Raw genomic sequence first — 26,413 nt, forward strand, 5'->3', positions numbered from 1 at the left:
AGACGGGGCCTCGGGGCGTGGCGGGCGAGGGGGAGACCGATTCCCCTCGCTGCGGCTAGGATGGGAGGCCGCTGCCCCGAGGAACCGCCGTGGTCACCGCTACCCGTCAAAACGCCCCCGAGAATCCGGACGAAGCCTCCGCCGAGGTGCCCACCGCGGGCCCCGCCGTCGAGGCGAACGTCCCCGTCGCAGAAAGCAACGCCGCCGTCCCCCTGACGGACACCGTGTTGCCGGCCCAGGCGCCGGGCGTGGTGGTGGACCCGGATGACCTGGTCGACACGGCGAAGACGCCCACCCTCATGGACAAGGTGCAGCAGTTCCGCGCCCGCCATGAGAAGTGGGAGATGGCCGTCTTCTTCTTCGGCGGCTTCATCTACGACGTCCTCACCATCAGCCGCATCGATGACACGCTGACGCTGGCGCAGAACTTCGGCTACCTGCTGGTCCTCACGGGGCTGCTGCTGCTGGAGCAGCGCTACCCGGACGGCGTGGAGCCGCCGAAGTTCCTGCAGAAGGTCTGGCGCTGGCGCGCGGAGGGCATCCACTTCCTCTTCGGAAGCCTGCTCAGCGCGTTCATGCTGCTGCTCTTCAAGAGCACGTCGGGCGCGCTGCCCTACCTGTTCGTGGCGGGCCTCTTCGCCCTGCTGGCGGCCAACGAGCTGCCCCTGTTCCGCAAGCTGGGGCCCGTCATGCGCATGGTGCTGCTCAGCCTGTGCGTGACGATGTACTTCGTCTGCCTGCTCCCGGTCGTGCTGGGGCGCATGGGCTTCTGGGTCTTCCTGCTGGCCGTCGCCGTGGGCTGCGCGAGCATCTTCGGGGTGATGCGACTCATCCGGCGCTGGCGGCCGGACAACCGGTACCTGCTGCGCAACGTGGCCATCCCCGGCTTCGGCGTGCAGGCCGCGCTGCTGGGGCTGTACCTGGTGGGCGTGATTCCGCCGCTGCCGGTGGCCGTGCAGTTCGCGGGCCTCTACCACCAGGTGGAGCGGGTGAGCCCAGGCGTCTACCACCTGTCCTCGGTGGACTCCGGCGCCTGGTACAAGCCGTGGACGTGGGGCGGGCCGAACTTCCTGATGCAGCCGGGAGACAAGCCCTACTACTTCTTTCGCATCTTCGCGCCGAAGCACTTCCAGTCGTACAAGGTCCGCGTGCGCTGGTACTTCGACGACCCGCAGAAGGGCTGGACGACGTACGGCAACGGCTTCATGGCCACCGTCAGCAGCAACGGCACGGACGGCGGCTATCGCTACTACGCGACGACGTCCAACCTGAAGCCCGGCGCGTGGCGCGTGGTGCTGGAGACGGAGGATGGGCACGAAATCCACCGGCTCAACTTCACCGCGGGGCCGGATGCGAACCCCGGGCCCCGCGTCTTCGACGTCGCCGTGTCCACGCTCAAGGACGTGAAGCCCCTGCCTCACGCGGAGTGGCAGAAGCGGGCCGCGTCCGCGGCGGCGAAGCCGAAGTAGCGCGCCTTACTTCTTCTTGCCCTTCCGGGCGGCCTTGTCCGCCGCCCAGAGGGACTTCATCCACGCCTCCACGTCCTTCGCCTTGCGAGGGATGTCGGCGGAGAGGACCTTGCAGCCGCGCGCGGTGACGACGACGTCGTCCTCGATGCGCACGCCGATGCCGCGGTAGCGCTTGGGCACGGTGAGGTCGTCCGTCTGGAAGTAGAGGCCGGGCTCCACCGTCAGCACCATGCCCGCCTGGAGCTTCCCGTACTTGTAGGCCTCCTGCCGCGCCTGGGCGCAGTCATGCACGTCCAGGCCCAGCATGTGGCTGACGTTGTGGAGCGAGTAGCGCTTGTAGAACTGGTGCTCGTCCTTGAGGGCCTCCTCGGCGTCCTCGAGGATGCCCAGGGACTGCAGGCCCTGGGCCAGCACGCGCATGGCGGCGCGGTTGGGCTCCATGAAGTCGTTGCCCGGCTTCACCGCGGAGAAGGCCGCGTCCTGCGCCTCCAGCACCAGGTCATAAATTTCGCGCTGCTCCTTGGAGAACTTCCCGGAGATGGGCAGCGTGCGGGTGATGTCCGCGGTGTAGAGCGTCTGGCCCTCCACGCCCGCGTCCAGCAGCAGCAGGTCGCCGGGGACGAGCGGCCCGTCATTGTGGTGCCAGTGCAGGATGCACGCATGGGCGCCGGAGGCGGCGATGGTGCGGTAGCCCACGTCGTTGCCTTCCACGCGGGCGCGGAGGTTGAAGATGCCCTCCACGTAGCGCTCCGTCTTCGCCGTCTTCAGGCCGCGGATGACGTCCTCGAAGCCGCGCTGCGTGGAGTCGATGGACGTCTGGAGCTCCTTCAGCTCCTGCGCGTCCTTGAGCAGCCGCATCTCCGACAGCGCCTGGGCCAGCCCCTTGTCCTTGCCCTTCTCACCCGGCTCCGCCACGGCGCCGTCCACCTTGGGTGACAGGCCGCGCAGCACGCGCGTGGGACGGCTCCCCGCGCCGCCGAAGCCGGAGAGGAAGTCCGGCAGCTCGTTGAGGCCCCGGGCCTGGTCCACGCCGTAGCGCGCCTGGCTCTCCTTCACGCCCAGGCGAGGGCCTTCCCACAGCTCTCCCTTCACGCGGTCGGTGAAGAACGTGGCGTCGGTGCGGCCCGGGTTCGGCTCCACGAAGAGCACGTCGGTGTGGCCGCCCTTCTCCTTGGGCTGGAGGACGAGGACGCAGTCCGGCTCCAGGTTGCCGGTGAGGTAGTAGAAGTCGCTGCCCGGCCGGAAGCGGAAGTTGGTGTCGTTGGCGCGCACCTTCTCGTGGCCGGTGGGGATGATGAGCGTCTCACCGGGGAACAGCTTGGAGAGCGCGCGGCGGCGGGCCTTGAAGGCGTCCGCTTGCTTGATTTTCGAGGGCAGCTTCTTCGAGCGCGGCTTCCAAGACTTCATCATGAAGTCGAGCAGGGCCGGCGGCGGCACCGTGTCATGCGTGGCGGGCTTCGCGGGCGTGGCCGCGGGGGCCTGCTCCTCGGAGGTGACAATCGGCTGTTGCTCGCCCAGGGCGGGCTGAGCGGCGGCGGAAGAACGGGTCGTGGCCATGGACAACTCTTCACCCGGCCACGCCGGACCTTCAAGTCAGAGTTGTCACGGGAGACGCCGCAGTGTCCTCCCGGAGAAGCGCCACCTGCCCCAGGAGGACGGGCACGGCCGTCTCCACGCGGAGAATGCGGGGCCCCAACGAAAAGGGGCGGAAGCCATGGGCCTCCAGGAGGTCGGCTTCGAAGGGCACCCAGCCGCCGTCCGGGCCAATGGCCAGTACGACGCGCTGGGCCAGACCCACGCCCAGCGCCCGGAGCGGCTGCTTCGCGGGCGGGTGGGGGAGCAGGCGGAGCGACTGGAGGCCGAAGACGGCGTCGAGCTCGTCTTCGACGAAGGGGCGGAAGCGCTCGCGGACCAGGACCTCTGGGAGGCGCGTGTCCCGGGCCTGCTCCAGTCCCTGGAGGAGCAGCTCGCGGACGAAGGCGGCGTCCAGCACCTTGGAGTCGAAGTAGCTCTTCTCCACGCGCGCCGCGTTGACCAGGACGATGCGGTCCACGCCCAGTGACGCCACCGCGGGCAGCACCTTCTTCAGCGCCTTGGGGCGGGGGATGGCCAGCAGCAGGTCGATGCCCGCGCGCGGGGGCGGGGGCTCGGTGAGGGTGACGCGCAGGTGCAGCACGCCCGCGCTGTTCTCCAACACCTCGCCGGTGCCGGTGAGGCCTCCCAGGCGCCCCACGCGGAGGGACTCGCCGGGCTCGGCGCGCAGCACCTCGCGGGCGTGCTGGGCCCTCCGTCCGGTGAGGCGCGCGGTGCCGTCGGGCAGGAGGTCTTCGTCCAGGAGGAGCAGCAGGTTCACCGGGCCTCTGTACTCCGTCGCCCGCGGCAGAGGTAGTGTTCGCCAGCCGAACATGACCAAGGGACAGCCTGCGTGGGAATCGAACTGCTGATCCAGTCCAGAGGCAAAAACGAGCGCGCGCCCGTCACGGCCGTGATTTCCATTGCCGGCGCCGTGGAGGACGGCCCCCCCGGCGAGGACACGTGCCGCGAGGTCCTGCGTGCGGTGATGCGGGCCCTGGATGGGGCCCGGCAGGCGAGCGGCGACGGCGGTCTGCATACGTTCACGTTCTCGCTGCGCGGGGCAACCGCCGATGGCGCCGCCCAGTGGGAGCTGAGCGAATACGAGGTGTGTGAGCACGCCGCCCACTTCGAGTCCCTGCACCCGCTGCTGCGCGACTACGCCGTCGTCACCGGCGCGGGCGCCAATGGCAACCGCATGTGGGCCGATGCGGAGACCCCGGCCGGCACGCAGGCCATGGAGGCGCTGGTCCTGCGCGACCGCACCTGGCTCCCCGCGTACATCGACTTCCTGCGAAGCTGCGACCTGGACCACGAGGTCGACCAGTGGGGCACGCTCGACCAGCTCATCGAGCGTCATGGCTGGGCTCCCGACACCTGCGCCCTGGCGGCGGCCCGGCTGCTCAGTTGCCGAGGCCAGCACGGCGACGAGCAGCTCTCCACCTGGATGGAGGCGAGCCTGGGCGAGTACCTGGCCACCGAGGAGGGCCGCGCGGCGTTCGACCACGCGGCGGCGCGCGAGTTCGACACCTGGAACGGCTCCATCATGCGCAATGCGCTCAAAGGACCTCGGGACGCGCACTGCAGCGAAATGGACGAGTGGCTCGCGTCCTTCGAGCCCCTGATGGACCCAGCGCGGCTCGCCGTGTTGCGGCGACATGCCCACGGCCGCTGGGCGCGAGAGCGCGGCCTGCCCGAGCAGTGACAGTCGCCGTCATGCCGCGAAGGCGGGTTCGGGTCGCCGTGAATGCGGCGCGGCGCCGACCGGGGCCACCGGCCGCACGCGTGAGAGCGCCTGGGTCCAGGGACGTGCCCGGCCGCCGGTGCCTTGGGGAAGCCGGTCCCCGGGCACTCGGGCTGCCCGGGCTCCCGTGGTGGGGCTTGCCCCCTACCGGGGCGTGCCGTAAAGGCGGTGGCCGTGCGTAACCTCTGCCTGCGTTGCCGCCGTCCCGAGAGCGCGTGTTATTGCGCGCAACTGCCGCCCCGGTTGGAGACGCGCACGCGCGTCGTGTTCCTCCAGCACCCGCGTGAGAGCCGCGTGGCCATTGGCACCGCGCGCATGGCCCACCTGTCGCTGAGCAACTCCGAGCTGCATGAGGGCGTGGACTTCTCCGGCCACCGGCGGATTGAAGAGCTGGCCGCGCAGCGGGACTCCGTGGCGGTGCTCTTCCCGGGCGAGGACGCCATCACCGTGGAGGAGGCGCGACGGAATCCCCCCAAGACGCTCATCGTCGTGGACGGCACGTGGCCGCAGGCGAAGAAGGTCGTGTCGCGCAACCCGCTGCTGGCGGGGCTGCCGCGCATCGGCTTCGTGCCGCGCCGGCCCAGCAACTACCGCATTCGCGCGGAGCCCGCGGACCACTGCGTGTCCACCATCGAGGCGGTGGTGGAGATGCTGGGCGTCCTGGAAGGCGACCCGGCGCGCTTCGACACCATGCTGCGGGCCTTCGAGTACATGGTGGACACGCAGCTTGCGCGGCAGTCGACGCGCACCTCGCCCAACCGGCGCCGCATCTACTTCGGGCCGTGGCGTCCGCCGCTGGAGCTGCGCACGCTGGCGGAGCGCTTCGAGAAGCTCGTGGTCTTCTACGGCGAGGCGAATGCCCACCCCGCGGGGGCCGAGGAGATTCCCACGGAGCTGGTGCACGCGGTGGCGTGCCGTCCGGCCACGGGCGAGCGCTTCGAGGCCATCATCGCGCCCGAGCAGCCCCTGGCCTACAGCACGCCGCTGCATGTGGAGCTGTCGGAAGACATCCTCCGCGCGGGCGAGCCTCGGGCCGAGGCGATGAAGCGCTTCGAGGCCTTCCTCCGTCCCGATGACGAGCTGGCGGTGTGGACCACGTTCGCGCTGGACCTGCTGTGGGCGGGTGGCATCACCCGGCGCCCGGCGAGCAGCGTGCGCCTGGCCACCGCGCGCGCGCTGAAGGGCAAGGCGGGCGGCGTGGAGCAGGCGATGACGCAGCTGGAGGGCCCGGAGGTGACGCAGTGGGCCCCGGGCCGCGCGGGCCGACGCATCCGCGCGCTGGAGTCCGTGGTGCGCGAGCTGGTGGCTCGCGGCAACGCCACCGAGCCGCCCCAGAAGCTGCCTCGCACGGGCAGCTGAGTCCGCGGCCCGTTGCCGCCCGCTCAGGGCAGCAGCCCCGTCTTGGCCTCCTTGGCGTAGCGTCCTCGCGGGAAGTCGTTGAGGTACTGGCGGTACTCGTCCCGGGCCCGGTGTGATTCGAGCTTCTCCTCGAAGCACCGCGCGCGCAGGTAGCGCGCCTGTTCGCGGTGGGCGGCCCGGGGGCTGCGCTGGGCAATCTCGTCCAGTCCCACGAGGAAGCGCTCGCACTTGCGCGAGTTCACCTGGAGCCGGGCGTAGCCCAGGAACCGCTCGTCCGCGTCCTTGGAAACCAGGGCCATGGGAATCATGGGCCCGCGCTTCTTCGAGGCTTTTTTCGCCACTGCTTCTGGCGGCGGCTCCGGCTCGGCCTGCAAAGGGACGTTCACCGACGGCACAGGGTAGGGCGCGAACTCGTGGTTCGGGTCCACGGGAGACGAGGGCGTGGCCGGCGTGCTGCCCGCGGCGGCCACGGGCGCCAGTGCATTCGCCGGCGGCGGCGCGGGCTCGGGGGCCGGGGCTTCGCCGATGGGCTCCCGCGTCGTGGGCGTCACGGCCGCCACCGCGCCTGGCGCCGTGGGGGCGGGCGCGTCCGTTGGCTCGGGCTTCTGACTGGAGGGCGGCCGCGCGCTGATGGGGCGGGGCGCGCTCACAGGGACTTCACTCTCCGGGTCTCGGAGCTCCGCGATGGCCCGCAGGTCCGGCTTCGACATCTTTTGAGGGTTCAGCGTGTGCTTCGCCGCGTGCAGCTCCACGCGCTCGCCAGGGCCGACCAGCCGCGGCGGCTGGCCTTCCGCCTCGACGCGGACCTTCCCTTCCGCGACGGCCACGGCGGCGCCGTCCTTCGTGCGCTCCACCGTGAAGAGGGTGCCCACCACGGAGACGCGCAGGCCCGCCACCTCCACCATGAAGCCCTGGCGCGCGGTGTGCGAGGCCTCGACGGAAAGGCGTCCCTTGTTCACGGTGAGGTGCACATCGCGCGACTCCGCGCGGGACAGCTCCACCTCCGAGCCCGCTGACAGCCGGACGCGGCTCTCATCCGGCAGCCGAAGCAACGCGCTGGAGCGCGCGGGCGTCCGCACCGCCACACCCGAGCGCAGCCGCATGCCGGGCTTGAGCGCGCGCTCCGTGCCTCCCGCCTCGCGCAGGATGGCCCCCGCGACGGCGACCCGCTCCGTCTCCGTGGTGGCGTCGAGCTGCTCCGCCGCATTCGTGGGCACGGACGGCTCGCCGCCGGCCGCGGCGTGCGGGGCAGCCTCCGGACCCGAAGGCACCACGTCAGCGCCGTGCGGCGGAACGGAGACACCGGGCGCAGGAGGGGAGGGGGCCTCCCCCTGAGCCACGAGCGCTCCGCCCTCGTCCATCGCCCGGGGCGCGCGGACCATCCAGAACGCCAGCATCGCCGCGCAGGCGCCCGCGAGCGCCACGGCCCACGGCCAGCGGGCCCTGGGCGCGCCACGGGCCATGCGCCGAGCCGCCTCCGCGCGGAGTCCTTCGCCCATGGCGTCCGTGCGCGGCGGGGGCAGGGTGCCGCGTCCCTCGTGGAGGACCGCGCGGGACTGCCGCACCTGCTCCAGCGCCTGGGCACATTCAACGCAGGCGGCGATGTGCGCCTCTACCCGGCCGCGCGCGTCCGCGTCCAGCTCGTCCGCGGCCAGGGCCCACAGGGAGCGGTGCTCATGGCGAGCCATGGAGACCTCCGGGACGGTTGGCGCCGAGCAGCCGCTGCATGGCTTCGTTGAACTCCAGCCGCGCATGATGGAGGCGGCTGCGGACGGTGTTGGGCGAGCTGCCCACGGCCTTGGCAATCTCGTCCGGGCTCATTCCACACAGCTCGTAGTACACGAAGACGATGCGCTTCTTCGGCTTCAGCCGTTCCAGCGCCAGCTCCACCAGCCGGGCCGCCTGACGCCGCGAAGCCACCCGCTCGGGGTCCTCCCCCTCCGCCGCCGTTTCCGGCAGCTCCCAGACAGAGTCCTCCGGCCGGCGCCGTTTCCAGCGCAGGTGGGACAAGGCCACGTTGGAGCACACACGATAGAAGAAGGTCCGGAATCGGGACTCGCCCCGGTAGCTCTTCACGGCCGTCAGCAGCCGGAGATAGGCCTCCTGGAGCAGATCCTCCACGTCCACGCGGTTGCCGACCAGGTGCCACAAGGTGCGCGAGGCATCCGCCTGCGTGAGTACATAGAGCTGTTCGAATGCCGTCAGGTCGCCCTCCTGGATGCGCCGGACCAGGGCCTGGAGCCGCACCTCGTCCTGGCCGGCGACGTGCGCGAATGAGCGGGCTCCACGCAGGAACACCAGGGGGGCTCCCTCCACTGAAAGGTCCAGGCCACTACATACCTCCATGGCCATGGGTCTCCGGAAAGACGAAAGCCGATCAAATAAATTTTTTGATCATCCGTCTGCGCTACGGAGTCCACCGCTGCTGAAACCGGGCAACACCTCCGGTGGCCGGACCGGTACCCCCTGAGTTTTCGGAGTCCCCACTCATGCGGAACACCCCCATACGTAGCCTCATGTGGCTGCCGCTGCTCGCCGTCCTCTCCGTCCTCCCGGGCTGCATCGTCCATGGAGAGGATGACTGGTACGACGACTACGACGACGACATTTGCTACTGCTCAACCGACCGGGACTGCGACATCGGTGAGAGCTGCCGCGGCGGCGTCTGTCGGACCGTTCCTCCCAACTCGGGCGGGTGTTCGTCCTCGCTGGACTGCCCCGGGTCCCAGATCTGCATCAACAGCGTCTGCTCGCAGTTCTGTTCGCGGAACTCCGACTGCGGTGCGGGCCAGCGGTGCGACGACCACTACTGCGTCGGGAACGGCGCCGTGGACGGCGGGACGCGCCCGGACGCTGGCTCCGACGGTGGGACGCGCCCGGATTCGGGGACGGACGGTGGGACGCGTCCGGACGCTGGCTCCGACGGTGGGACGCGCCCGGATGCGGGCGTGGACGGGGGTTCTTCTCAGCAGTGCCGCGTGAACATGGACTGCGGCGCGGGGAACTACTGCATCAACAACCAGTGCATCCGCGGCTGCTATGACGATTCCTGGTGTGATGCCACGGACACCTGCGTGAGCGGCCTGTGCCGTCCGCGCCCGGTGGACCCGAACGCCTGCTCCACCGCGGCGGACTGCTCCGGTGGGAAGGACTGCGTGGATGGCCAGTGCCGCGCGGCCTGCGACTCCACCACCCAGTGCCCGGACGACTACAGCTGCCAGATTGGCTACTGCCTGCCCATCCCAGACGGGGGGGAGTGCCGCGCCAACTGCGAGTGCCCCGCCGGCCAGGTCTGCTTCAATGGCCAGTGCAAGGCGCCGCAGCCGGACCCGGGCCAGACGTGCGTGGCCAACTGCGACTGCCCCTCGGGTGACGTCTGCACCAACGGCTACTGCCGTCCGCCGGCCCCGCCGCCTCCGCCGCCGGACGCGGGCACGGGTCCGGCCTGCCAGGCCAACTGCGACTGCCCGTCGGGCCAGGTCTGCTCCAACGGCCAGTGCAAGGTGCCCGCGCCGCCGCCGGTGCAGGATGCCGGAACGTCCACCCCGGTGTGCCGCGCCAACTGCGAGTGCCCGTCCGGTCAGGCCTGCACGGACGGCGTCTGCAAGCCCGTCAACACGGGCAGCGGCAACACCTGCCAGGCCAACTGCGAGTGCCCCGCTGGCGAGCGCTGCATCGACAACGTCTGCTGGCTGTAGCCGGGACAGACGCCAGCGTCAGGGAGCCACCATGCGCCAGCAGCGGTGGATCTCCTTGCGCTGGAAGTCCTCGGGGATGGAGCGAGGGGTGATTTCCTCCACCTCCATTCCCCGCGTGGCCTTCGGCTCCAACTGGAACCCCAGGAAGTTGTTGGAGAAGTAGAGGACGCCGCCGGGTGCGAGCAGCGCCCGGATGGCGGCCAGCAGGCGGGGGTGGTCGCGCTGCACGTTGAAGCTGCCCGCCATCTTCTTCGACGTGGAGAAGGACGGCGGGTCGCACACCACCAGGTCGTACCGCTCCGGCGCGTCGGCCTGGGCCTCCACCCAGGCCTTGGCATCCGCGCGCACCAGCGTGTGCCGCGCGTCGGCCAGCCCGTTGAGCTCCAGGTTGTCCTCGGCCCAGTCCAGGTAGGAGTTGGACAGGTCCACCGTCATCGTGCTCGCGGCGCCTCCCGCGGCGGCGTAGACGGTGAAGGCCCCGGTGTACGCGAAGAGGTTGAGGAAGCGATTGCCCTGGGCCTCCTCCCGCACGCGCGCGCGGGTGTTGCGGTGGTCCATGAAGAGGCCGGTGTCCAGGTAGTCGCCCAGGTTCACCCAGAACTTCAGGCCCTGCTCCTCCACCACGATGCGCCCGCTGTCCTGGCCCACCCGGCCGTACTGCGAGCGGCCCCAGGGCTGGGGCGTGTGCGTCTTCACGAAGATGCGCTCGGGGGGCACGGCCAGCACCTGCGTCACCGCGGCCAGGACTTCCTCCCGCTGCGTGTCCGCGGCGCCAGAGGCGATGGCGCGCCGGCGGGGGTACTCCACGACGTGGGCGCAGTCGCCGTAGACGTCGATGGCGAAGGGGTACTCGGGGATGTCCCTGTCGTAGACGCGGAAGGCCGTCAGGCGCTGCGTCCGGGCCCACTTGCGGAAGCGCTTGTCCCCCTTGCGCAGGCGGTTGGCGAACATGCCCTCGGGGGCGGTTGTGTCGTGAGAGCCTTCTTTGTCAGCCATGCCCAAGCGTCCTTCCGTCCAGTCGACCGCGGCCCCCCTCTTCCCTGAGTCTCCGACGTCCGACAAGCGCCGAAAGGCGGCCACGGGGGGGCAGGCCTGCCCGCTGTGCCGCTCGGGCACCGGTTGCGGTCCGGACGCGAGGGAAGAAGACTCCGCCGCCATGAGCGTGCGCGTCGAGAAGAACGGCCCCGTCACCACCGTCATCCTGGACCGCCCGGAGGTGCGCAACGCCGTGGATGGCGCCACCGCCCACGCGCTGGCGGAGGCCTTTCGTGCCTTCGACGCGGACCCGGACGCGCGGGTGGGCGTGCTCCATGGAGGCGGGGGCACCTTCTGCTCCGGAGCGGACCTGAAGGCCGTCTCCGAGGGCCGGATGCCCCGCCTGGAGCTGGACGGAGATGGGCCCATGGGCCCCTCGCGCATGGTGCTGTCCAAGCCCGTCATCGCGTCCATTTGCGGCCATGCCGTGGCGGGCGGGCTGGAGCTGGCGCTGTGGTGTGACTTGCGCGTGGCCGAGGAGGACGCCGTCCTGGGCGTCTTCTGCCGCCGCTGGGGCGTGCCCCTCATCGACGGGGGGACGGTGCGGTTGCCGCGGCTCATCGGCCTGTCGCGCGCGCTGGACCTCATCCTAACGGGCCGGCCTGTGTCCGCCCAGGAGGCGCTGGCCATGGGGCTGGTCAACCGCGTGGTGCCCCGGGGACAGGCGCGCGAGGCCGCGGAGTCCCTGGCGCGCCAGGTGGCCGCCTTCCCGCAGGCGTGTTTGAACGCGGACCGGCGCTCCGCCTACACCCAGGCGGGGCTGGGCACCGAGGAAGCACTGCGTCAGGAGTTCGCCCGGGGCGTCAAGGTGCTGGAGTCGGAGTCCATTGTCGGCGCCACGCGTTTCGCCCAGGGGGCGGGGCGTCACGGGACGTTCGAATAGGTGGGTCCTGCTGCGCGGCCGGGAGGGACTGTGTTAGTTGCCCCAGCATGCGCTTCGACACGCTTGCCATCCACGCCGGTCAGGAGCCGGACCCCACCACGGGCGCCATCATGACGCCCGTCTACCTGACCTCCACCTACGTCCAGGACGGCCCCGGAGAGCACAAGGGCTTCGAGTACAGCCGGACGCAGAACCCCACCCGCAACGCGCTCCAGGCCTGTCTGGCCGCGCTCGAGGGCGCGAAGCACGGCGCGGCCTTCGCCTCCGGCCTGGCGGGCACGGACATGCTGATGCACATGCTGGATTCGGGAGACCACGTGGTCGTCTCGGACGATGTGTACGGCGGCACCTTCCGCCTCTTCGACAAGGTGTTCCGGCGGGCCGGGCTGCACTTCTCCTTCGTGGACCTGTCCAAGCCGGAGAACTTCGAGGCGGCGATTACGCCGAAGACGAAGATGGTGTGGGTGGAGTCCCCCACCAACCCGATGCTCAAGCTCATCGACCTGGCGCGCATCGCCGAGGTCGCCAAGAAGCGGAACATCCTCTCCGTCGCCGACAACACCTTCATGACGCCGTACTTCCAGCGCCCGCTGGAGCTCGGCTTCGACGTGGTGGCGCACTCCACCACCAAGTACATCAACGGCCACAGCGACGTGGTGGGCGGCTTCGTCTGCACCAGCCGCGAGGACGTGGCGGAGCGGATGTACTTCCTCCAGAACGCGGTGGGCGGCGTGTCCGGCGCCTTCGACAGCTTCATGGTGCTGCGCGGCGTGAAGACGCTGCACGTGCGCATGGACCGCCACGCGCAGAACGCGATGAAGGTGGCCCAGTTCCTGGCCACGCACCCCAAGGTGAAGAAGGTCACCTACCCGGGCCTGGAGTCGCACCCGCAACACGCGCTCGCGAAGCAGCAGATGAAGGGCTTTGGCGGCATGGTGACCTTCGACATCCAGGGGGGGCTTGCGGCGGCGCGCACCTTCCTCAAGACGGTGAAGGTGTTCGCCTGCGCCGAGTCGCTCGGCGGCGTCGAGTCCCTCATCGAGCACCCGGCCATCATGACCCACGCCTCCATCCCCAAGGAGACGCGCGAGCAGCTGGGCATCACCGACGGCTTCATCCGCCTGTCGGTGGGCATCGAGGACGGGCAGGACCTGGTGGACGACCTGGCGCAGGCGCTCGACGCCGCGAAGTAGCCGCCAGGGCCTCGTGGCCCGCCGTCCAGGCTGGAGGCGGCGGGCTGATTTGCTAGGCTGCCCGCTCAGGCAGTGCTCGCCCCTGGAGACCGACCCCCCATGACCCGAGAAGAAGCGCAGATGCTGGCGCAAGCGTTCCTCGCCGCCAACGGCAACCCCAACAGCGTCGGCATCAACCCGCAGGGCTTCGGCGGCGTCGCCCTGGGCGACGCCCAGCTCTACTTCGAGTGGCACGACAAGGAGCAGGCGCTGGAGTGCAGCGCCCTCATCCACCGGTTCCGGGACACCCCGAAGCCGGGCATCCTGGAGGGCTTCCAGGAGGAGCAGAAGGCCGGCACCGACACCGGCGGCGGCACCGTGGACTTCGAGCCGGAGAACAAGTCCCTGTTCCTCAGCCGCACCTACACCACCGCGCCCCAGATCCCCATCTTCAACGACGACATGAAGCGGCTGATGAAGGCCAGCCTCGAGTGGAGCAGCACCGTCCTGAACCGGGTGGCGGACCGCGTCTTCGGACGCTGATCCTTTGTCGCAGTGCGGCAAAGTGAGGGGCACCGCAACTTCCCAGACCCTGGGACGATAATCCCCTCACCAGCAGTCCACTCCTTACAAATCGTCCTGGAGCCCCCCATGAACCCCATCGGGAAGTTCATCAACAAGGTCCGTACCGGTGCCGAGAAGGCCATTGACCGCACGCAGGACGCCGTTGGCAACGCCGTCGACAACGTGAAGGACGCCGCTGCCGCCGGTGGCCGCAAGGTCGGCCAGTTCGTGGATGGCTTCGAGAACGCCGCCTCCGGCGCCGCCCGGGGCGTGGGCAACGTCGTCGGTGGCGCGACTCGGGGCGTGCAGGAGTTCTTCGGCGGCGGCAACCAGCCGGACCGCGTGCACGACGGCAAGCTGCTGGGCGCGGACGGCGCGACCTTCCCCCCGGGCACCCCGCTGGCGGACATCCCGGGCGTGACGCCGGCCAACAACCCGAACCCGCAGACGACGGTCCTCTACGTCAACGGCATCCTGACGTCGAAGGAGGCCCAGTCCGAGAGCCTGCAGGCCATCGCCAACGCGACGGGCTCGCGCGTCGTCGGCATCCACAACGCCACCGAGGGCATGGGCGCGGACCTGGCCCAGTGCGTGAAGGACAAGCTGGACAAGGGCACCAACCCCGCCGTGGACACCCTGGCGGACGCGCTCTACACGGAAATCAAGGCCGGCCGTGACGTGCACCTGATGGCGCACAGCCAGGGTGGCCTCATCTCCAGCCGCGCGCTGAACGACGTGTACAACCGGCTGCGCATCGAAGACGGGATGTCCAAGCAGGACGCCCAGGCGCTGATGGGGAAGATTGACGTGGAGACCTTCGGCGCCGCCGCCACCACGTACCCGGACGGCCCGAACTACGTGCACTACGTGAACCGTGGCGACCCGGTCCCCAGCATGTTCGGCCTGGGCCCCGTCGCGGACAAGTGGAACCCCATCGCGGACGGTGGCGAGGGCTCCAAGGTCCACCACTTCAACGAGTTCCACCTGAACCCGTTCGACGGCCACAAGTTCGAGGACGTCTACCTCAAGAACCGCGTGCCGTTCGACCAGGCCCGCGAAGGCAACTTCAACCAGTAACCCATGGCGACCGCTCCCCGCAGTGGCCTCGCTGGCCTGCTCAGGTCCTGGATTTCGGGCCTGGGCCCCGCTGCTCCGGCGGATACGCCGCTGACGCGGGAGTCTGCCCAGCGGCTGGTCCAGGGTTTCCTCCATGAAGAGGGCACGCCGCCCAGCCCGGGCATCAATCCCCAGGGCTTTGGTGGGCTCAACGCGGGGGGCGCATCGCTGTACTTCGAGTGGTTGGAGGACACCCAGGCGCTGAAGTGCAGCGCCTTGGTGTACCGCTTCCGCGAGCCGCCCAAGCCCGGCGTCATTGAAGGCTTCCAGGCGGAGGAGCGGGAGGGCACGGACTCCGGCGGCGGCACCGTGGACTACGAGCGGGAGAACCGGGGCCTCTACCTGGCCCGGACGTACACCCGCATGCCGGCCGAGCGCGCCTTCGCCAAGGAGATGCGCCGGCTGATGAAGGCCAGCATCAAGTGGAACTCCCAGGTGTTGGACCGCGTCGCTTCGCGCGTGTTCCATCCGGAGGAGCTGGAACCCAAGGACCCGCCGGGTTGAAGTAGCGCCCATGCGCTACTTCGAGGACTTCCAGCCCGGGGACGTGAGCGAACACGGCCCCCACGTGGTGTCGCGCGAGGAAATCATCGCCTTCGCGACGCAGTTCGACCCGCAGCCCTTCCACCTGAGCGACGAGGCCGCCCGCGGCAGCATCTTCGGGGGCCTGGTGGCCAGTGGCTGGCACACCGCCTCCCTGTGTCACCGCTTGCTGGTGCAGGGCTTCCTGGGGCAGACGTCCAGCCTGGGCTCGCCCGGCTTGGATGAGCTGCGCTGGCTCAAGCCCGTGCGCCCCGGGGACACGTTGCGCGTGCGCGTGGAGGTCGTCTCCGCCACGCCGTCGCGCAGCAAGCCGGACCGGGGCGCCATCAAGCTCCGCATGGAGGTGCGCAACCAGCAGGACGAGGTGGTGATGACGGAGCTGGCCAACGTGCTCTTCGGCCGGCGTCCGTGAACACGAAGGGCCTCCCGTCTCCGCTGGGGAGACGTGGAGGCCCTCGGTGCTTTCCAGGCGCGAGCGCGCTGGGGACTACGCCGCCGTGCGGTGCAGGTAGTCGATGAGGTCGATCTTGCTGACGATGCCGACCACCTTCTCGCCGTCCTTCACCACCGCCACGTTGTCCTGAGCGAAGACTTCACGCAGGCGGGCGATGCTGGTGTCCAGGGACAGCGCGCCCTGCAGCGGCGCGATGATGCTGTCGATGGTGTCGGAGAACTTCGCCTTGCCGGCCACCAGCGCGTTGAGCAGGTCATACTCGTGCACCATGCCCACCGTGCGGCCGTCGGCGCCCACCACCGGCATCTGGCTGATGCCGTGGCCGCGCATCGTCTCCACCACCTGGTCCACCTTGTCACCGCGGCGCGCCGTCTTCACCTCCTTGCGCTGGTCGCCCAGGACGTCGCGGATGGTGCCGGCGCCCTTCTCCTCCAGGAAGCCGTTGTCACGCATCCACTCGTCCGAGTGGAACTTGCTGATGTAGCTGCTGCCCGAGTCCGGCAGCACGACGACAATCGTCTTGCCCTTGCCCACTTCCTTGGCCAACTGCACCGCGACGTGAATCGCCGCGCCCGAGGAGCCGCCGGCGAAGATGCCTTCCTCACGCGCCAGGCGGCGCGCGGCGGTGAAGCACTGGCGGTCATCGACCTGGCGCACGTCGTCCAGGTGGGTGAAGTCCATGGCGCCGCACAGCATGTCCTCGCCGATGCCTTCCACCTTGTAGACGTGCGGCTCGGTCAGCTTGCCCGTCTTGAAGTAGCCCTCGTAGACGGAGCCCTCCGGGTCCACGCCGACATTCTTGAGGCCGGGAATCTTCTCCTTCAGGAACTTGCCGGCGCCGCTCATGGTGCCGCCGGTGCCCAGGCCCGCGACGAAGTAGTCGAACTTGCCCTCGGTCTGCTCGTAGATTTCAGGACCGGTGGTGTTGTAGTGCGCCTCGATGTTGTCGGGGTTGTGGTACTGGTTCAGCATGAACGCGCCCGGCGTCTCGCGGTGCAGGCGCTTGGCCGTCTCGTAGTAGCTCTGCGGGTCCTCGGCCGGCACGTTCGTCGGCGTCACCACCACCTGCGCGCCCAGCGCCTTGAGGCGGTTGATCTTCTCCAGGGACATCTTGTCCGGCATGGTGAAGATGCACTTGTAGCCTTTGACGGCCGCCGCCAGCGCCACGCCCATGCCGGTGTTGCCGGACGTGTTCTCGACGATGGTGCCGCCGGGCTTGAGCTTCCCCTCCCGCGCGGCCTTCTCGAGGATGTAGAGCGCCATGCGGTCCTTGATGGACGCGCCCGGGTTCATGAACTCGCACTTGACCAGCACGGTCGCGTCGTTCGGCCCGACGAGCTTGTTGAGCTTGACCAGCGGCGTGTTGCCAATGGCGGAGAGAATGTTCTCGTGGATGTCCATCGCGGCTTCCGTAGGTAAATGAGGGTTCGCGGCGCGTCTTATATGCCGCCGCACTGGCCCGGTCGACAGCGTGTGGCCTCTTGCGACCCTGGAGAGCGTTGAACCCACCCCGGTGGGCAGGGAGTTCCGACGCACCCGGACGTATGCGGAGGATGGCTGGCCGCTCGTCGGGTTGGCGACAGCCCAGAGGGCGGGCGGGCATCCCCTCGGACAGGCCTTTGACCCGGATGGGCGCGCCTCCGATACTCGGGTGCGACTTGCGTCAACCCCCTCCGGAGAACCCCGTCGATATGGAACTCGAGGCCGCCTTGCGCGACCAGGTGGGACAGGCCATTGGCCGTCCCGTTCCCAACGCCCCCATCACGAAGCTGAAGGGCGAGGCGAGCAGCCGCTCGTACTACCGCGTTGGCGCGTCGCCCGAGAGCTGGGTGGTGATGGTGATGCCGCCCGACTCGACGAAGAAGAGCGACGAGGCCACCCAGGGCGAGCCGCCCCAGGAGCTGCCCTTCCTCAACGTGCACCGCTACCTGGAGAAGCTGGGCGTGCGGGTGCCGCGCATCCTCCGCTACGACGAGCCGGCGGGGATGATGGTGATTGAAGATTTGAGCGACATCACCTTCGAGTCCGCGCTGGAGGGCGGCAAGCACCACGAGGCGCTCTACACCCGCGCCGTGGACCTGCTGGCGCGCCTGCGCGCGGCGGCGGAGAAGCAGCGGGACCCGGACTGCCTGGCCTTCACGCGCGCCTTCGACGAGGACCTCTACGACTGGGAGCTGCACCACTTCCGCGAGTGGGGCCTGGAGGCGTGGAGCGGCAAGACGCCCACGGACGCCGAGCGCGCCGAACTGGACGCCACCTTCCGCGACATCGCCCGGCAGCTGGCCGCCGCGCCCCGAGGCTTCACGCACCGCGACTACCAGAGCCGCAACATCATGGTGAAGGAGGGGGAGCTGGTCGTCATCGACTTCCAGGACGCGCTCCAGGGCCCGCGCCAGTACGACCTGGTGGCGCTCCTGCGCGACAGCTACGTGGAGTTGGAGCGTGACTTCGTGGACGCGATGCTGGACCGCTACATCGCCACCTTCCAGGAGGTGAGCGGCGAGCGCATCGACGCGGCGTCCTTCAAGGCCTTCTTCGATTTGCTCACCATCCAGCGCAAGCTGAAGGACGCGGGCCGCTTCGAGTTCATCCACCGCGTGAAGGGCAACCCGGGCTTCCTGGTGTCCATCCCCGCGTCGCTGCGCTACGTGCGTGACGGCTTCGCGCGGCGGCCGGAGCTGCGCAAGCTGCAGGAGCTGGTGGCGAAGTACGTCCCGGAGCTGGCGGCCTGAGATGAAGGCCATGGTCCTCTGCGCGGGCCTGGGCACGCGCCTGCGCCCGCTCACCGAACGCTGGCCCAAGCCGGCGATGCCCTTCCTGGGGCAGCCGCTGCTGCGCTACCACCTGGCGGTGCTGAAGGCCGCGGGCGTGACGGCGGTGGGCATCAACACCCACCACCTGCCGGACACCATGGCGGCCGTGGCCCGCGCCGAGTGCGCCCGCGCGGGGCTGCCGCTGCACGGGGTGAACGAGCCCGTCATCCAGGGCACCGGCGGCGGCGTCCGCGGCCTGCGGGACTTCCTGTCGGACGGCGACTTCATCGTCTTCAACGGCGACATCCTCTACCCGGTGGACCTGCGGCCGGTGGTGGCCGTGCATAAGGCCTCTGGCGCGCTGGCCACCATGGTGCTGCAGCCCATGCCCGCGGGGGAGACCTACGCGGCGGTGGAGCTGGACGTGGAGGGCCGTGTGCGCCGCATCGCTGGCCACGGCCCCGGCGGTGAGGGCCTGGCGCCGTGGCACTTCACCGGCGTGCACGTGATGTCGCCGCGCGTCTTCGACTTCATGTCGCCGGAGGGTGCGGAGGACATCAACCGCGAGGTCTACGTGCGCGCCATGGCGGCGGGGCAGATGGTGCGCGGCGTGCGGGTGGACGGGTACTGGTCCGACCTGGGCACGCCGTCGCGCTACCTCGCCACCGTGCAGGACGTGCTCGCCGGCCGCGTCCGGCTGGAGTGGCTGGGCGCGGACTCACCGCTGGCGGGGACCGCGCGCGGCGCGAGCAGCACCTGGGCGCACGCGGAGGCGCGCGTGGACGGCGCGGTGGAGGGCCCGGTGTACCTGGGGCGGGGCTGCGCGGTGGCGGACGGGGCCTGCGTGGGGCCGGGCGTGTCGCTGGAGCCGGGCGCGAAGGTGGCTTCAGGGGCGCGGCTTGCGCGAGCCACCGTCTTCGAGGACACCGAGGTGTCCTCCGGGGAGTCGCTCTCCGAGGTGCTCGCCTGGGGCGCGCACCGGATTGCCGCGCCGCTGAAGGGGCGCTGAGCGCCGCCGCTCAGGCGGCGTGGTAGCGGGCCAGCACGCAGGTGACGTTGTCGTTGCCACCCGCGGCGTTGGCCATGTCGATGAGCTGCGAGCAGGCCTTCTCCAGCTCCGGCGTGCGCTGCAGGATTTCCTGCATCTGCGCGTCCGTCACCATGCCGCTCAGGCCGTCCGAGCAGAGCAGGAAGACGTCGTCCTCCTGCGGCTCCACGCGGGAGACATCCACCTGGACGTTCTCCTTCATGCCCAGCGCGCGGACGATGACGTTCTTGTGGGGGAAGTTCTCGATTTCCTCCGGCGAGAGCTTCTTCGCCTTGAGGTAGTCGTTGAGGAGGGAGTGGTCCTCCGTCACCTGCTTCAGGGCGCCGCCGCGGAAGTAGTACACGCGGCTGTCGCCGACGTGGCCCACGTAGACGGCGCTCTGGCCGAAGTGCACCGTGACGATGGTGGTGCCCATGCCCTTGTACTTGGACTCGGAGCAGGCCTTCTCGAAGATGCGCGCGTTGGCGAGCTTGATGCCGGTGGCGATCCGGTTCTCGTCATAGTTGCGCGTCTTGTCCATCTTGAAGGGCCAGGTGCAGTCCTGGTCCTTGGCCGTGAGCTTGTAGAACTCCCCGAGTTCGTCCACCGCGATGCGGCTGGCGATTTCTCCAGACGAGTGGCCACCCATGCCATCCGCCACGCAGAAGAGAAACTCTTCCGGGAGCATCAGGAAGTTGTCCTCGTTGTGATTCCGCTTCATCCCAACGTGGGTGCTGCCAGCGACCTCGATGCGCATGCGCGAGAACTCTTCTAAAGGGGCGAGAAAACGTGGCGCCGGAGGTTACCAAAGCGCTCGGAAATCGGTCAAAACTCGTGCATCCCGGCCGGACAGGCAGGGGCACTTCGGGCAGGGCCTCAAGGAACCGGCTCGAAGCTCAGCACGTCACCTTCCTGGGTGCCGCTGGCGGCCAGGACCCCCGCGGGGAGCTCCAGGACCGAGCGTGACTGGAAATACACGGATGTCGCGCGCCAGGGCGGCAAGGCGGGCAGCTGCTTGACGATGCGGCCCTGGGCGTCCAGGAACAGCACGTCAATGGGGATGCGCATGAAGAAAGTGTGGATGGAGTTGCAGGGGACGATATGGAGCCCCTCGCCCACCTCCAGCGAGCGGCGCCCCATGAGTCCCTTGAACCGTTGGAGGAACGAGGTGGCCTTGTCGGCCCGGTCCGCCAGCAGCCGTTGCCGCGTCTCGTTGTTCACCTTCCAGCGCATGTAGCGCCTTCTACCCCATGCTCGAGCCCCTGGCGCGTCCTCTCCACCTGGTCCTCGTTTCTCCCCAGATTCCCCCCAACACCGGCAACGTCGCCCGCCTGTGCGCGGTGACGGGCTGCCGGCTCATCCTGGTGGAGCCCCTGGGCTTCTCCATTGACGACCGGCAGCTCAAGCGGGCGGGGCTGGACTACTGGGACAAGGTATTTCTCCGCCTGTATCCAACCTACGCGGCCTATGTGGCGGACTACCCGGAGGCCCGGCGGTGGCTCTTCTCCGCCCGGGCCGCGACATCCCTGTATGAGGCCCGGTTCGAGGAGGGGGACCACCTGGTGTTCGGCTCGGAGGTGTCCGGGCTGGCGCCGGAGGTGATGGAGGGGGGCACGGGGACGGCCGTCACCATTCCCATGCTGGAGGACCGCCGGAGCCTGAACCTGTCCACGTCGGTGGGAATCGGGACCTATGAGGCCCTGCGACAGGTCGGTTTCACCGGAGCGGGCAGGCAAGCACCCCCGGCAAGTTGAGGGGCCGTGTAGAGGGATTACACTGCGGCGACGCATGACCTCGTCGCAGGCCGCCGAAGCGCTCTATTCCGCCCACAAGTCCCGCGCCACCGGGCGGCTCACGCTTTCCTCGGGAGGGCGTGAGTCCCGGCTGTGGCTGCGCGAGGGGAACCTCGTGGGGACGCAGCTGGGCTTCGGGTTCCAGAGCCCGGCGCAGGCGTTGCTCCAGGCCGGGATGCTGGACGCGGAGGCGCTGGACACGCTGTGGGCGCGGGGTGGGGCAGGGGCTCCGGACGAGGAGACGCTGGAGGCGTTCGAGTTGGCGCCGGAGGTGGTGGCGGAGCAGCAGGTGCTCGCGCAGGTCCGGCGGTTGAGTGCGCTGGCGGAGCAGGCCGCGTTCGAGCCGGGGACGGTGGATACGGAGGGGTTTCGGCCCATCTCGGGCGTGCGGGTGGTGCGCGCGGCGCTGGAGGGGCCGATTCATGGCGGCGCGGCGGCGCGGGTGTTCCGGTGTGAGGATGTCGAGGCCTGTGGGCCGTGGCTCGCGGATGCTTCGGAGCGGGCGTTCCTGGAGACGTTGGCGGAGTTCCGTGAGCCGGAGTCGCTGACGCCCGCGCAGGAAGCGCTGCTGCTCGTGCTGGAGCGTGAGGGCTGGGTGCAGGCGCTCTCCGTGGAGGACTGGGAGGAGCGCGAGCGGGTTCGACGGGAGGAGGAAGAGGCTCGGCAGCGGGCGGAGGAGGAAGCGCGGCTCGAAGAAGAGCGGCGGCTTGCGGAGGAGGCTCGGCTCGAGGCGGAGCGGCTTGCGGAGGAGGCCCGGCTTGCGGAGGAGGCCCGGCTTGCGGAGGAGGCTCGGCTCGAGGCGGAGCGGCTTGCCGAGGAGGCCCGGCTCGAGGCGGAGCGGCTTGCCGAGGAGGCCCGGCTTGCGGAGGAGGCTCGGCTCGAGGCGGAGCGGCTTGCGGAGGAGGCTCGGCTTGCGGAGGAGGCCCGGCTTGCGGAGGAGCGGCTTGCCGAGGAGGCCCGGCTTGCTGAGGAGGCCCGGCTCGAGGCGGAGCGGCTTGCCGAGGAGGCTCGGCTTGCTGAGGAAGCCCGGCTTGCCGAGGAGGCCCGGCTTGCGGAGGAGGCTCGGCTTGCGGAGGAGGCTCGGCTCGAAGAAGAGCGTCGTGTGGCGGAAGAAGCGCGCTTGGCTGAAGAGGCTCGGATTGAGGCCTCGCGCCTCGCGGAAGCTGCTCGGCTAGCTGAGGAGGCTCGGCTCGCGGAAGAAGCCCGACTCGAAGAAGAGCGTCGTGTGGCTGAAGCGGAGCGGCTTGCCGAGGAGGTTCGTCTCGCTGAGGAAGCTCGGCTCGAAGAGGAGCGTCGGCTGGCTGAGGAGGCTCGTCTGGCCGAAGAGGCCCGCCTCGAAGAAGAGCGTCGTCTGGCCGAAGAGGCCCGCCTCGAAGAAGAGCGTCGTCTCGCTGAAGAGGCTCGGCTCGAAGAAGAGCGTCGTCTCGCTGAAGAGGCTCGGCTCGAAGAAGAGCGTCGTCTGGCCGAGGAGGCCCGGCTCGCAGAGGAAGCGCGCCTCGAAGAAGAGCGTCGTCTGGCCGAAGAGGCCCGCCTCGAAGAGGAGCGGCTTGCCGAGGAGGCCCGGCTCGCAGAGGAAGCGCGCCTTGAAGAAGAGCGTCGTCTGGCCGAAGAAGCCCGGCTCGAAGAAGAGCTTCGTCTGGCCGAAGAGGCTCGGCTCGCAGAGGAAGCCCGCCTCGAAGAAGAGCGTCGGCTAGCTGAAGAGGCTCGGCTCGCTGAAGAAGTGCGCTTGGCTGAAGAAGCTCGGATTGAGGCAGAACGCCTTGCTGAAGAGGCTCGGCTCGAAGAGGAAGCCCGGCTTGAGGCGGAACGCATTGCGGAAGAGGCGCGTCTCGCGGAGGAGGCCCGGCTTGAGGCGGAGCGCCTAGCTGAAGAAGTGCGTCTCGCCGAAGAAGCTCGCCTCGCGGAAGAGGCGCGGCTCGAAGAAGAGCGCCGTCTCGCGGAAGAGGAGCGTCGCCTCGCGGAAGAAGCGCGGCTAGCGGAAGAGGAGCGTCGCCTCGCGGAAGAAGCGCGGCTAGCGGAAGAGGAGCGTCGCCTCGCGGAGGAGGCGCGACTTGCTGAGGACGCGCGGCTCGAAGAAGAGCGCCGTCTGGCGGAAGAGGCCCGGCTAGAGGCGGAGCGTCTGGCGGAGGAAGCTCGTCTGGCAGAAGCGGCTCTTCTTGAAGCGGCGCGCATCGCCGAAGAAGCGCGCTTGGCGGAAGAGGCTCGGATTGAGGCAGAACGCCTTGCCGAAGAAGCGCGCTTGGCGGAAGAGGCGCGACTCGAAGAAGAACGCCGCCTCGCCGAAGAGGCTCGGGTAGCGGAAGAGGCTCGGCTCGAAGAAGAGCGTCGTCTGGCCGAAGAGGCTCGGCTCGAAGAAGCGCGCTTGGCGGAAGAGGCGCGACTCGAAGAAGAACGCCGCCTCGCCGAAGAGGCTCGGGTAGCGGAAGAGGCGCGGCTCGAAGAAGAGCGTCGTCTGGCTGAAGAGGCGCGGCTCGAAGAAGAGCGTCGTCTGGCCGAAGAAGCGCGCCTCGAAGAAGAGCGTCGTCTAGCGGAAGAGGCGCGGCTCGAAGAAGAGCGCCGTCAGGCGGAAGAGGCTCGACTCGAAGAAGAGCGTCGTCAGGCGAAAGAGGCCCGCATCGCCGAAGAAGCGCGCCTCGAAGAAGAGCGTCGTCTAGCGGAAGAGGCTCGACTTGCGCAGGAGGCTCAGCTCGCAGAAGAAGCGCGCCTCGAAGAAGAGCGTCGTCTAGCGGAAGAGGCTCAGCTCGCGGAAGAAGCGCGCCTCGCGGAAGAGCGTCGCCTCGCCCAAGAAGCGCGTTTCAAAGAAGAGCGTCGCCTCGCGGAAGAAGCACGCCTCGAAGAAGAGCATCGCCTCGCGGAAGAGGCCCGTCTCGCCGAAGAAGCGCGCCTCGAAGAGGAGGCCCGGCTCGCCGAAGAGACGCAGCGTGCGGAGGCCGCTCGGCTCGAGGCAGAGCGCCTCGCGGAAGAGGCGGAGCGTCTTGCTGAGGAGGCCCGTCTCGCGGAAGAGGCTCGGCTTGAAGCGGAACGCCTGGCCGAAGAAGCCTGCCTCATCGAGGAGCGCCGTCTCGCGGAGTCCGCCCGCCTGGCGAGAGAAGCCCGCCGCGCGGAGGAGATCTGGGCCGCGGAGGAGGCCCGCCTCGCCGAGGTCGCGCGCGTCGAAGCAGCGGCCCGCCAGGCCGAAGAAGCCCGCCTGGAGGTCGAACGCCGCCGCGACGATGCCGTCCGTCGCGACAAGGAAGCTCGCGCCGCCGAACAGGCCCGTCAGTCAGATGAAGCCAGTCTCGCCGAAGCGTCCACGCAGTCCGCCTCCATCCCGGAACTCGCGGCCGAGGACGTCGAGGCCCTCACGCTCGATGTGGGCGACATCCTGCTCACCGAGCTTCCCGCTCAGCCTTCCGAGGCGGACTCCGTCCCGAACGCCGGTGCATCCGACCTGGACCTGGCCGCTCTGGCGGAAAGCGCGGACGCCCTGCGTGCCGCCCGGGAGAAGGCCCAGGCCGAGCTCCTCCACGACATGGAGGAGGCCCTGCGCCGCTCGAAGTCCCAGCCGCTCGAGCCATGGCTCGCGGACGAGCCGCCCCAGCCCACGCCGCCCACGCGGACGCAGGACCGCGTCCCCGTCCAGGACGAGCAGTGGCACACCGAATCCATCTCCCTCAGCGCCGCGTCCGACACCGAGTCGGAGCTCCCGCTGCTGGAAGTCGAACCCGAGCCCGAACTCTGGGCCCTCGCCGAGCCCCTGCCCGCGCCAGCCGCCCGCCCCTCCGCGGGCGACCCTCCGGTCCTCACGCCTGTCGCAGAAGACGACGCGGACATCCTGCTGGAGGCGACTCCCGACGAAGAGGACGACGCCAACTGGGCCACCCAACCGTCCGCGCCCGCGCCGCGCCCGGCCGCGCCCAAGACAGGTGACGAGGACCTCTGGCGCATTGTCGCCTTCGACAAGGACGAGGGTGCCGACAACCTGACGGCGTCCTTCGAGGCCGCGCTCCTCCAGGTCGATACGCACCTGGAGTCGCTCGTCCGCTCGGATGTCAATCAGGCGAACGTCGATTTCGACGAGCCTCCTGTCGAGGCCATTGTCGAAGCGACCATCGAACCGGTAGCACCGGATCCATCGGGGGCCTTCCCCGGTGACAACTCATGGCCAACTGGCCAGACTGACTGGGACGAGCCGTCCGGAGACCTGGACGACTGGGACTTTGACGAGGACGACGTGGCGGCAGATCCCTCCAACCCCGACGAGGCAGCGAAGCTCCGGCGGCAGCGCCTCTTGCGCCGCGCCATGGAGAACATGGGTGTCCTGGGTGGGCGCCCGCCCGCCGCACCGGGCGCCGCGCCCGCGCCCACGAGCGAACCCGCCGCTCCGGCGCCCGCGGCCTCCGAGCCCCCCAAGCCCGACGAGGCCCGCCTGGCCCAGCAGCTCGAGCAGCGCTTCGCGGACATCCAGGCCAGGCGAGACCACTTCTACGTGCTCGGCGTTCCCCAGGACGCCACGCGTGACCAGGTGAAGACCGCCTTCCTCACCCTGGCCAAGATCTTCCATCCAGACCGCCTGCCGCCGTCGCTGCCGCACATGGCGTCGAAGATCACCGCCGTGTTCGAGGCCATCCGCGAGGCCTACGAGATCCTCTACGACGACACGCGGCGCAAGACGTACCAGCAGAACCTCCAAGCCCAGCAGGCCCTGCCCAAGCCGCCCGCGTCCGCGCCGACCGCTCCGGTCCTCCGCCCGCAGGGTCGCGCCGACAGCAGCGCCGACGACCTGTACAAGATGGGCGAGGTCTTCTTCCGCAAGCGTGACTTCACGACGGCCTCCGAGCACTACGAGCGCGCCCACACGCTGGACCCCAAGCCCCAGTACCTGGCCGCGCGCGCCTGGGCCATCTACATGGATCCTGCGCGCAAGGCGGACATGGCCAAGGCCAAGCAGATGATGGCGGACGTGGTGCGCGCCGACCCGAGTTGTGATCGGGCGCACTACCAGCTCGGCGTCATCGCCCGGGTCGAAGGCGACATGGACCGCGCGGAGCGCTTCTTCCGCGAGGCCGTGCGCGCCAACCCCAAGCACCTGGAGGCCAACCAGGAGCTGCGGCTCATCGACATGCGCAAGAAGAACCCTCCGAAGAAGGGAGGCTTCTTCCGCTGACGCGGCAGGCCTCACACTGGGTGCGGGTGCTTCAGCCTGGCCCGATTTGACTCTCCCCCGCACCTGATTCGGGCCGCCTGTCCAG

At 69.6% G+C, this 26,413-nt stretch carries 22 protein-coding genes; 14 read left to right on the top strand and 8 right to left on the bottom strand.

What is annotated here, in order from left to right; genetic code table 11:
* Positions 1–89: 89 nt before the first annotated feature.
* Complete coding sequence (locus KGD87_RS36520; protein ID WP_284665490.1) at positions 90–1,469, top strand: DUF2914 domain-containing protein; 1,380 nt, start codon at positions 90–92, stop codon at positions 1,467–1,469.
* Between the two features lie 6 nt (positions 1,470–1,475).
* Here the strand turns inward: KGD87_RS36520 and KGD87_RS36525 are convergent, their stop codons facing one another.
* Together KGD87_RS36525 and KGD87_RS36530 are read right to left on the bottom strand one after the other, a co-directional pair.
* Positions 1,476–3,026 carry an aminopeptidase P family protein gene (locus KGD87_RS36525; RefSeq protein WP_284665491.1) on the bottom strand — a complete coding sequence of 517 codons (1,551 nt, stop codon included), beginning with the start codon at positions 3,024–3,026 and terminating at the stop codon, positions 1,476–1,478.
* Positions 3,027–3,057: 31 nt separating this feature from the next.
* Positions 3,058–3,822: a 16S rRNA (uracil(1498)-N(3))-methyltransferase gene (locus tag KGD87_RS36530; protein ID WP_284665492.1), complete on the bottom strand. Its 765-nt coding sequence runs from the start codon at positions 3,820–3,822 to the stop codon at positions 3,058–3,060.
* Positions 3,823–3,954: 132 nt separating this feature from the next.
* Between KGD87_RS36530 and KGD87_RS36535 the strand changes: the two genes are divergently transcribed.
* Together KGD87_RS36535 and KGD87_RS36540 are read left to right on the top strand one after the other, a co-directional pair.
* The gene (locus KGD87_RS36535) at positions 3,955–4,746 is read left to right on the top strand and encodes a hypothetical protein (RefSeq protein WP_284665493.1); all 792 of its coding nucleotides are present in this window, start codon (positions 3,955–3,957) and stop codon (positions 4,744–4,746) included.
* Positions 4,747–4,953: 207 nt separating this feature from the next.
* A complete protein-coding gene (locus KGD87_RS36540; RefSeq protein WP_284665494.1) occupies positions 4,954–6,144 on the top strand; it encodes a tRNA-uridine aminocarboxypropyltransferase in 1,191 nt (396 codons plus the stop codon).
* 23 nt (positions 6,145–6,167) lie between these two features.
* On the opposite strand, the gene KGD87_RS36545 is transcribed toward KGD87_RS36540, so the two are convergent.
* Entirely contained in the window at positions 6,168–7,832 is a 1,665-nt protein-coding gene (locus tag KGD87_RS36545; protein ID WP_284665495.1) for a FecR domain-containing protein, read from the bottom strand.
* Positions 7,819–8,442 (bottom strand): RNA polymerase sigma factor, encoded by a 624-nt coding sequence (locus KGD87_RS36550; RefSeq protein WP_284665496.1) that lies wholly within the window; start codon positions 8,440–8,442, stop codon positions 7,819–7,821. The genes KGD87_RS36545 and KGD87_RS36550 overlap by 14 nt, the downstream gene beginning before the upstream one ends.
* Before the next feature lie 191 nt (positions 8,443–8,633).
* On the opposite strand from KGD87_RS36550, the gene KGD87_RS36555 reads away from it, so the two are divergent.
* Positions 8,634–9,842, top strand: a complete 1,209-nt coding sequence (locus KGD87_RS36555) for a hypothetical protein (RefSeq protein WP_284665497.1) — start codon at positions 8,634–8,636, stop codon at positions 9,840–9,842.
* Between the two features lie 18 nt (positions 9,843–9,860).
* Here KGD87_RS36555 and KGD87_RS36560 read toward each other — a convergent pair whose 3' ends face one another.
* The gene (locus KGD87_RS36560) at positions 9,861–10,838 is read right to left on the bottom strand and encodes a class I SAM-dependent methyltransferase (protein WP_284665498.1); all 978 of its coding nucleotides are present in this window, start codon (positions 10,836–10,838) and stop codon (positions 9,861–9,863) included.
* 160 nt (positions 10,839–10,998) lie between these two features.
* On the opposite strand from KGD87_RS36560, the gene KGD87_RS36565 reads away from it, so the two are divergent.
* The 6 genes from KGD87_RS36565 (at position 10,999) to KGD87_RS36590 (ending at position 15,567) form a co-directional block, all read left to right on the top strand.
* On the top strand, positions 10,999–11,760 hold the full coding sequence (locus tag KGD87_RS36565) for a crotonase/enoyl-CoA hydratase family protein (protein ID WP_284665499.1): 762 nt from the start codon (positions 10,999–11,001) through the stop codon (positions 11,758–11,760).
* A 47-nt stretch (positions 11,761–11,807) separates the two neighbouring features.
* Positions 11,808–12,953 carry a cystathionine gamma-synthase gene (locus tag KGD87_RS36570; RefSeq protein ID WP_284665500.1) on the top strand — a complete coding sequence of 382 codons (1,146 nt, stop codon included), beginning with the start codon at positions 11,808–11,810 and terminating at the stop codon, positions 12,951–12,953.
* A 99-nt stretch (positions 12,954–13,052) separates the two neighbouring features.
* The gene (locus KGD87_RS36575) at positions 13,053–13,475 is read left to right on the top strand and encodes a hypothetical protein (protein ID WP_284665501.1); all 423 of its coding nucleotides are present in this window, start codon (positions 13,053–13,055) and stop codon (positions 13,473–13,475) included.
* Between the two features lie 108 nt (positions 13,476–13,583).
* Positions 13,584–14,573: an alpha/beta fold hydrolase gene (locus tag KGD87_RS36580; protein ID WP_284665502.1), complete on the top strand. Its 990-nt coding sequence runs from the start codon at positions 13,584–13,586 to the stop codon at positions 14,571–14,573.
* A 3-nt stretch (positions 14,574–14,576) separates the two neighbouring features.
* The gene (locus tag KGD87_RS36585) at positions 14,577–15,116 is read left to right on the top strand and encodes a hypothetical protein (protein ID WP_284665503.1); all 540 of its coding nucleotides are present in this window, start codon (positions 14,577–14,579) and stop codon (positions 15,114–15,116) included.
* 10 nt (positions 15,117–15,126) lie between these two features.
* Positions 15,127–15,567: a MaoC family dehydratase gene (locus KGD87_RS36590; protein WP_163782942.1), complete on the top strand. Its 441-nt coding sequence runs from the start codon at positions 15,127–15,129 to the stop codon at positions 15,565–15,567.
* Between the two features lie 75 nt (positions 15,568–15,642).
* Here the strand turns inward: KGD87_RS36590 and KGD87_RS36595 are convergent, their stop codons facing one another.
* Complete coding sequence (locus KGD87_RS36595; RefSeq protein ID WP_284665504.1) at positions 15,643–17,010, bottom strand: pyridoxal-phosphate dependent enzyme; 1,368 nt, start codon at positions 17,008–17,010, stop codon at positions 15,643–15,645.
* A gap of 290 nt (positions 17,011–17,300) precedes the next feature.
* Here KGD87_RS36595 and KGD87_RS36600 point away from each other — a divergent pair, with 290 nt between their 5' ends.
* Both KGD87_RS36600 and KGD87_RS36605 read left to right on the top strand, forming a co-directional pair.
* Positions 17,301–18,341, top strand: a complete 1,041-nt coding sequence (locus tag KGD87_RS36600; protein ID WP_284665505.1) for an aminoglycoside phosphotransferase family protein — start codon at positions 17,301–17,303, stop codon at positions 18,339–18,341.
* Between the two features lies 1 nt (position 18,342).
* Entirely contained in the window at positions 18,343–19,371 is a 1,029-nt protein-coding gene (locus KGD87_RS36605) for a nucleotidyltransferase family protein (RefSeq protein WP_284665506.1), read from the top strand.
* A 10-nt stretch (positions 19,372–19,381) separates the two neighbouring features.
* On the opposite strand, the gene KGD87_RS36610 is transcribed toward KGD87_RS36605, so the two are convergent.
* Both KGD87_RS36610 and KGD87_RS36615 read right to left on the bottom strand, forming a co-directional pair.
* Complete coding sequence (locus KGD87_RS36610) at positions 19,382–20,146, bottom strand: Stp1/IreP family PP2C-type Ser/Thr phosphatase (RefSeq protein WP_163782938.1); 765 nt, start codon at positions 20,144–20,146, stop codon at positions 19,382–19,384.
* 119 nt (positions 20,147–20,265) lie between these two features.
* On the bottom strand, positions 20,266–20,622 hold the full coding sequence (locus KGD87_RS36615) for a DUF192 domain-containing protein (RefSeq protein WP_284665507.1): 357 nt from the start codon (positions 20,620–20,622) through the stop codon (positions 20,266–20,268).
* A 17-nt stretch (positions 20,623–20,639) separates the two neighbouring features.
* On the opposite strand from KGD87_RS36615, the gene KGD87_RS36620 reads away from it, so the two are divergent.
* Complete coding sequence (locus KGD87_RS36620; RefSeq protein WP_163782936.1) at positions 20,640–21,143, top strand: tRNA (cytidine(34)-2'-O)-methyltransferase; 504 nt, start codon at positions 20,640–20,642, stop codon at positions 21,141–21,143.
* Positions 21,144–21,177: 34 nt separating this feature from the next.
* Positions 21,178–26,328: a J domain-containing protein gene (locus tag KGD87_RS36625; protein WP_284665508.1), complete on the top strand. Its 5,151-nt coding sequence runs from the start codon at positions 21,178–21,180 to the stop codon at positions 26,326–26,328.
* Positions 26,329–26,413: the final 85 nt, after the last annotated feature.

The sequence above is a fragment of the Myxococcus sp. SDU36 genome (assembly GCF_030168875.1).
GTDB lineage: Bacteria > Myxococcota > Myxococcia > Myxococcales > Myxococcaceae > Myxococcus > Myxococcus vastator.

Excerpts from the sequence above, each read along its gene's own strand:
- KGD87_RS36525 (WP_284665491.1), bottom strand. The coding sequence starts at position 3,026 with ATGGCCACGACCCGTTCTTCCGCCGCCGCTCAGCCCGCCCTGGGCGAG.
- KGD87_RS36545 (WP_284665495.1), bottom strand. The coding sequence starts at position 7,832 with ATGGCTCGCCATGAGCACCGCTCCCTGTGGGCCCTGGCCGCGGACGAG.
- KGD87_RS36555 (WP_284665497.1), top strand. The coding sequence starts at position 8,634 with ATGCGGAACACCCCCATACGTAGCCTCATGTGGCTGCCGCTGCTCGCC.
- KGD87_RS36560 (WP_284665498.1), bottom strand. The coding sequence starts at position 10,838 with ATGGCTGACAAAGAAGGCTCTCACGACACAACCGCCCCCGAGGGCATG.
- KGD87_RS36565 (WP_284665499.1), top strand. The coding sequence starts at position 10,999 with ATGAGCGTGCGCGTCGAGAAGAACGGCCCCGTCACCACCGTCATCCTG.
- KGD87_RS36570 (WP_284665500.1), top strand. The coding sequence starts at position 11,808 with ATGCGCTTCGACACGCTTGCCATCCACGCCGGTCAGGAGCCGGACCCC.
- KGD87_RS36575 (WP_284665501.1), top strand. The coding sequence starts at position 13,053 with ATGACCCGAGAAGAAGCGCAGATGCTGGCGCAAGCGTTCCTCGCCGCC.
- KGD87_RS36580 (WP_284665502.1), top strand. The coding sequence starts at position 13,584 with ATGAACCCCATCGGGAAGTTCATCAACAAGGTCCGTACCGGTGCCGAG.
- KGD87_RS36585 (WP_284665503.1), top strand. The coding sequence starts at position 14,577 with ATGGCGACCGCTCCCCGCAGTGGCCTCGCTGGCCTGCTCAGGTCCTGG.
- KGD87_RS36590 (WP_163782942.1), top strand. The coding sequence starts at position 15,127 with ATGCGCTACTTCGAGGACTTCCAGCCCGGGGACGTGAGCGAACACGGC.
- KGD87_RS36595 (WP_284665504.1), bottom strand. The coding sequence starts at position 17,010 with ATGGACATCCACGAGAACATTCTCTCCGCCATTGGCAACACGCCGCTG.
- KGD87_RS36600 (WP_284665505.1), top strand. The coding sequence starts at position 17,301 with ATGGAACTCGAGGCCGCCTTGCGCGACCAGGTGGGACAGGCCATTGGC.
- KGD87_RS36605 (WP_284665506.1), top strand. The coding sequence starts at position 18,343 with ATGAAGGCCATGGTCCTCTGCGCGGGCCTGGGCACGCGCCTGCGCCCG.
- KGD87_RS36610 (WP_163782938.1), bottom strand. The coding sequence starts at position 20,146 with ATGCGCATCGAGGTCGCTGGCAGCACCCACGTTGGGATGAAGCGGAAT.
- KGD87_RS36615 (WP_284665507.1), bottom strand. The coding sequence starts at position 20,622 with ATGCGCTGGAAGGTGAACAACGAGACGCGGCAACGGCTGCTGGCGGAC.
- KGD87_RS36620 (WP_163782936.1), top strand. The coding sequence starts at position 20,640 with ATGCTCGAGCCCCTGGCGCGTCCTCTCCACCTGGTCCTCGTTTCTCCC.
- KGD87_RS36625 (WP_284665508.1), top strand. The coding sequence starts at position 21,178 with ATGACCTCGTCGCAGGCCGCCGAAGCGCTCTATTCCGCCCACAAGTCC.